The 5287-nt window shown below is 30.5% G+C and carries 6 protein-coding genes; all 6 read right to left on the bottom strand.

The features are described 5' to 3' along the window. A partial coding sequence (locus tag CYP84_RS01640; protein ID WP_141089179.1) for a glycosyltransferase family 2 protein occupies positions 1-312 on the bottom strand: 312 nt, incomplete at its 3' end. Between the two features lie 4 nt (positions 313-316). Further along, positions 317-1075 (bottom strand): glycosyltransferase, encoded by a 759-nt coding sequence (locus CYP84_RS01635; RefSeq protein WP_103636453.1) that lies wholly within the window; start codon positions 1073-1075, stop codon positions 317-319. A 96-nt stretch (positions 1076-1171) separates the two neighbouring features. After that, a complete protein-coding gene (locus CYP84_RS01630) occupies positions 1172-2362 on the bottom strand; it encodes a glycosyltransferase family 4 protein (RefSeq protein WP_103636452.1) in 1191 nt (396 codons plus the stop codon). Positions 2363-2474: 112 nt separating this feature from the next. Then, positions 2475-3596 carry a DegT/DnrJ/EryC1/StrS family aminotransferase gene (locus CYP84_RS01625; RefSeq protein WP_180996358.1) on the bottom strand — a complete coding sequence of 374 codons (1122 nt, stop codon included), beginning with the start codon at positions 3594-3596 and terminating at the stop codon, positions 2475-2477. Continuing rightward, positions 3596-4024 carry a hypothetical protein gene (locus CYP84_RS01620; RefSeq protein ID WP_103611414.1) on the bottom strand — a complete coding sequence of 143 codons (429 nt, stop codon included), beginning with the start codon at positions 4022-4024 and terminating at the stop codon, positions 3596-3598. Before CYP84_RS01620 ends, CYP84_RS01625 begins: the two co-directional genes overlap by 1 nt. Before the next feature lie 92 nt (positions 4025-4116). Continuing rightward, the gene (locus tag CYP84_RS01615; RefSeq protein WP_103636451.1) at positions 4117-5034 is read right to left on the bottom strand and encodes a glycosyltransferase family 2 protein; all 918 of its coding nucleotides are present in this window, start codon (positions 5032-5034) and stop codon (positions 4117-4119) included. Positions 5035-5287 lie beyond the last annotated feature (253 nt).

The following is a 5287-nucleotide window of genomic DNA, read 5'->3' as shown; positions in this document are numbered from 1 at the left end:
ATCTCTATCGACCCAGTCATCACTATCTACAAATAGGATATACTTGCCGGTTGAAGCATCCAATCCATACTTTCTAGTAAGGCTTGAACCACTATTTTTTATATTATTGATAATTTTTATGTCATCTTTTCTATTTGGATATTTTTCAATGATATCTTTCAAAATTTTCATAGACTTATCTGGAGAACAGTCATTTACAAAAACATACTCTACATTGTCATAATCTTGTTCAAAAAGCGTAACTGCACACTTTTCTATATATTTTTCCACATTATAAATGGGTACTATTATGGATACATTGTAGTCTTTCATTTGCTTATCTCTGTATCTTTCCAAAATTTTTAATAAGTCTTAAAACAAACAGGACAGTTTGTAAAAGTTTGTTTTCGCCCATCACCACTTGAACCCTATAAAATTCACAAAGAGTTCCTAATATATCAATACTGCTGACTCCATCATTTGAAAATTTACCAACAACACTTTTTAGGGTTTTTATCTTTGCCCCATAATTTGCAGCAGTCAATACAAATAGCTGATCTGCTACTATTGGAAATTTTCTTGAATAATAGCCGAGTTTTTTATGAATTATTGTGCGGTATATTGAGCCTACAGCGTGTCCGGAGACATAGTGAGCCTGTCCTTTCAGCCATCTTGGCCCACTATTTGGCTTGATTTTGCCATTATTAGTATCGATATAAGCTGTTATTATGTCTACACCATCTTCTATAGCTTCTTTATAATTTTGAATAGCATTTGGATAAAGTTCATCATCAGCACCAATAACAAGGTAGAATTCTCCGTTACAAGCCTTTATACCTCTATTTAAAGCGTCATAAATCCCAAAGTCCTCTCCAGAAATAACTTTTATATTTATTCCTTCGGTGCTTTTTAAAATTTCTAAAGTATTATCACTAGATGCTCCATCAGAAATGATCCACTCAAAATCTTTATCGGTTTGCTCTTGCAGGCTTTTTATTACTCTAGGTAGGAATTTTTCTGCATTGTAGGTTGCGGTAATTACGCTAAGTCTTGTGGGTCTTTCTTCATAATTTCTATAATAAACTTCTTGTTTCATTATTTTATTTTTTCCTATAAATGTGTTTTTATTCGCTTATACAAGCACTATGTATATATAAAATTCATCAATAAATTATAAATATAAAAACAGTATCTATAGCCAACACTTTCTTTTTATAGCATAACTATCAAAAATATTTACCAATATCTTTTCAACGGAGTTTTTCTGCAAAAAGTCAAGTCTTTTAAATCCTTTTTCTATCATCTCAATCCTTTTTGACGTATCACTCATCATAATTAGCTTATTTGCCAAGTCTTCCGGATTATTTAAATCACATAAAACTGCCGCATCACCAACTTGTTCTCTTAGTCCATCTAAGTCCGAATAAAAAACTGGAGTCCCAATAGAAAAAGCTTCAAGTGGCGGGATATTTGTTGGACCAAAATAGCTTGGCATCACCAAAGCAAAAGACTGCTTATATAAGTGATATATTTCTTCATTTGGCGCAAATCCGATGTATTTAACTAATTCTTCGATTCCAATATTTTTTGCATAATTTAAAACATATTGAAGATTGCCTTTGTCTGAGCCACTAAATATCACTGATATTTTAATATCTTGTTTTTTTAAGATAGCCAATGCATCTAAAATATAGACATGATTTTTATGTGACCAGAATTGTGCTGGATAATATATATAATCTCCATCAATTTTATATTTATTTTTTATGTCAATATAAATATTTGATTTTACATTTATAGAAGGCACAAATGATGCACTAAAAACTCTTTCTTTATCTAGTCCATATCTTCGTATTGCATTGCTTTTTCCTAATTCAGAATCCGTTAAAACAGCGATAGCTTTTTTAGGTGCATTATTGTAAAGGATTTCTCTGCTTTCGAACTCTCTCCAGTGGTTTACTTCAGGGAACTCGGGAGTGTCTCTATGTGATAGATCCCATATGGTAAATATATAATTATGGGTTACTAAATCTAGTGCTAGAGCCGATGGTGATAAAAAATATACCAAATCTATCTTTTCACCATCTAGTCTCTTTTCAAAAAATGTTTTTAACTTCAAATGTCTATTAAATTTTGAAAAAATATTCGATCTGAAAATCTGTCTACAAATCTTTTGGAGTAAATTAATTTTTAAAAAAAATGCTTTTATTCCATGTTTTTCTAAAAGAGTTTTATTTTGCAAAGAAAAAACAACAGCAATAAAATTATATCTTTCCTCTTTTATTAAAGACAATATAGTAGAAAGCTGCGTCTGAAAACCACCTCCTACGTTAAGCTCTCCTTCAAATACAACTGCTACATTTAGTTTTTTGTTGTCTACCATTTATACCAAACGTCCTTTCCCGTGTTTTAAAAGCCTACAATCTAACGATGATACATCATAAAAACAAAGTTTTATCATTCATTACAACAAATTACAGTGCTCTTAAGTTTTACTATTTTAAAACCTCGTGCATAATTTTCGAAACCTCTTTTATTTGTTCTTCCGTAATTGCCAGACCACTTGGGATATAAAAACCCCTTTCATAAAGCTTTTTGGCATTTGGATAATCTTCATTTTTAAAAAGTCCCATATTTTTAAAAACTGGTTGTTCATGCATAGGATAGAAAAAGGGTCTTGTACCAACTCCTCTCAACGCAAGTTCCTGCATAACATCTTTTGCTGTTTTTTGGCAAACATCTTTAAGTGTAATAGCAAATACCCAATAAATATTTTCTGCAAACGGCTTATTTTTTATAGGTAAATTTATGGTATCTATATCGCTAAGTAGCTCTTGATACATGCTGCCTATCCACCTTTTTTTGATTATATGTTCCTTTATCCTTTCTAATTGTGCGACTCCGAGTGCCGCCTGAATATTTGTCATTCTAAGATTGCTCCCAAGTCTTTCATGGATGAATCTTTTTTTGCCATCTGGTGAAAAACAAAGATTTCTTAAGCTTTTGCATTTTTCATACAAATTTTCATCATCGGTTAGCACCATGCCACCCTCACCAGTTGTAACATGTTTATTTGGATAGAAACTAAATATACTTATATCACCAAAAGATCCACACATTTTATTGTTATATGTCTGTCCGTGCATCTCAGCTGCATCTTCTATAATCCTAAGATTGTATTTTTTTGCTAAATTTAAAATTGGATCAATATCCACAGGTAGCCCATATATATGAACAACCATTATGGCTTTAGTATTTGGTGTAATTTTTGCCTCAATATCTTCCACTTTCATATTAAAGCTATCATACTCGCTATCTACTAATACTGGCTTTGCCCCAACCTTCACAACTGCTTGAGCACAAGATATTATCGTAAAACTAGGCATTATAACTTCATCATTTTCACAAAAGCCAAGTGCTTCTATAGCCATCTCAAGAGCAGCGGTTCCATTTGTTACAGCAACAGCATATTTTCTACCTATATAGCTAGACATATCTTCTTCAAATTTCTTTATAAATGGACCCTCGCTGCTTATCCATCCAGTATCTATGCACTCATTTAGGTATTTTTTTTCATTGCCATTGAGCAATGGCTCATTTACAGGTATAAAATCCATCACTTAATCTCCAATCTTTCTTTTTCTACTGGTTCAAACCTTATTTTATCCATTTCTCCTGCATAAGGACCTTGTTTTACTTCAATAATTTCACTTTCTTCTATCATCTCAAACCCATGCCCGCCAAAAGCTAAAAGCACTACGTCTCCTTTGTTAAGTATAGTGCTTTGCAAATAATTTTTATTGTCATCATAAAAATCAACTCTTACTTTACCACTTTTAATATATAAAACCTCTTGAGTATACTGAACTTCTCTAGATACTGCATTATGAACATGTGGGGGGATTACATAATTTTTAGGTCTTTTCATATATGCGAGCTGCTGAGAAAAATCATCTGGAGTAAAAAATTCTATTCCATCTTTTTCATAGTTTGCTCTTATTATCACTGATAACAATTTTTCATTGTGGATTATATTTTGTATCATTTATTCTCCTATTTATAAAATTTTAATATGCTAATTTATTTATGAAAATATAATTTTAGCTCTCTGAATAATCATATCGGTAAATATAAAAACTATTTTATTATTTTCCTTATAAGTGATTTTATTTTTTGTAATTTAGTAGGAGCAAATTTTTTTCTTATTATTTTTACAATATTATCATCTATGCTTACGTTGGATACCTCTGGCAAAAATGCATCCTCCAAAACAGTATCATAGGTATGTAATACTCCACAATGAACACCAGAATTATCAAATCCAATATTTTTAACTAAACTCTTTACAGGATAAACTGTTACCTTATTATTTAGCGCGCTTGTTAAAGCAGTCCTTATTGCCCATGAATTTATTTTTCCTTGAAGTTGAAGTAAAAGCATATTATATAGATCTTCTCCCCCAACATTAAACTGCTTTTGTAGATTCTTATCATGAAATATCTTATCATTTTCGGTTATATCAAAATTTATTAGATTCCATCTATCGCTCCACATTCCCCAGCCCCAAGAGCTAAATCTATTAAATAGCAATATATTTTTTTTATAAGAATATGGAATTTCACACGGATACATATAACCGCTAATCGACATAATACTTTTATTATCTGAGTAAAAATCAAGGGCATTGTTCATAAATTGTAAAAAATTAGGACTAGTAACTATATCGTCTTCAAGAACTATTACTTTACCATATTTATTTATAACTTTACCAACACCATCTATTATGCTATTAGCCAAACCGAAATTTTTTTCTCTTTCTATTATTCTTATACTTTTAAATCCATCTATATTTTTTATATACTCTCTTACGTTATTTACTTCCAATTCTGAGTTTTTACTTTTCGCTGCATCTGAGTATATAAAAAGTTCACTATCTTTTGCTAATGTATTATTCTGTAAAGCTTCCACTGTTAACCTTGTATGCTCTGGACGATTATAAACAAACAGTATTATCGGTGATAAGCCGCACGAGATATCCTCATTTTTTTGTAACACTTTGCCAAGTCCTTCCTATCATAAAATATATTTTACATATTTAAAAGCAAAATATTATTTTTTACTGTTTAAATATACTTTTTTAAAACCTTAATAAACTATTAACACAGTCTCGCTTTTAAATACCTTATAAATACTATAGTCAGTATCAAGCTAATTATAGAATTTATTGTACTAGCAATGGCGGCACCATATGCTTGGTATTTATTGACAAAAATATATATTATTAAAATTGAGGTAAATAATGATATCA

The organism is Campylobacter concisus (assembly GCF_002912425.1).
GTDB lineage: Bacteria > Campylobacterota > Campylobacteria > Campylobacterales > Campylobacteraceae > Campylobacter_A > Campylobacter_A concisus_AH.
The sequence above is the reverse complement of the archived record's forward strand: the minus strand, read 5'-3'. Positions and strand labels throughout refer to the sequence as shown.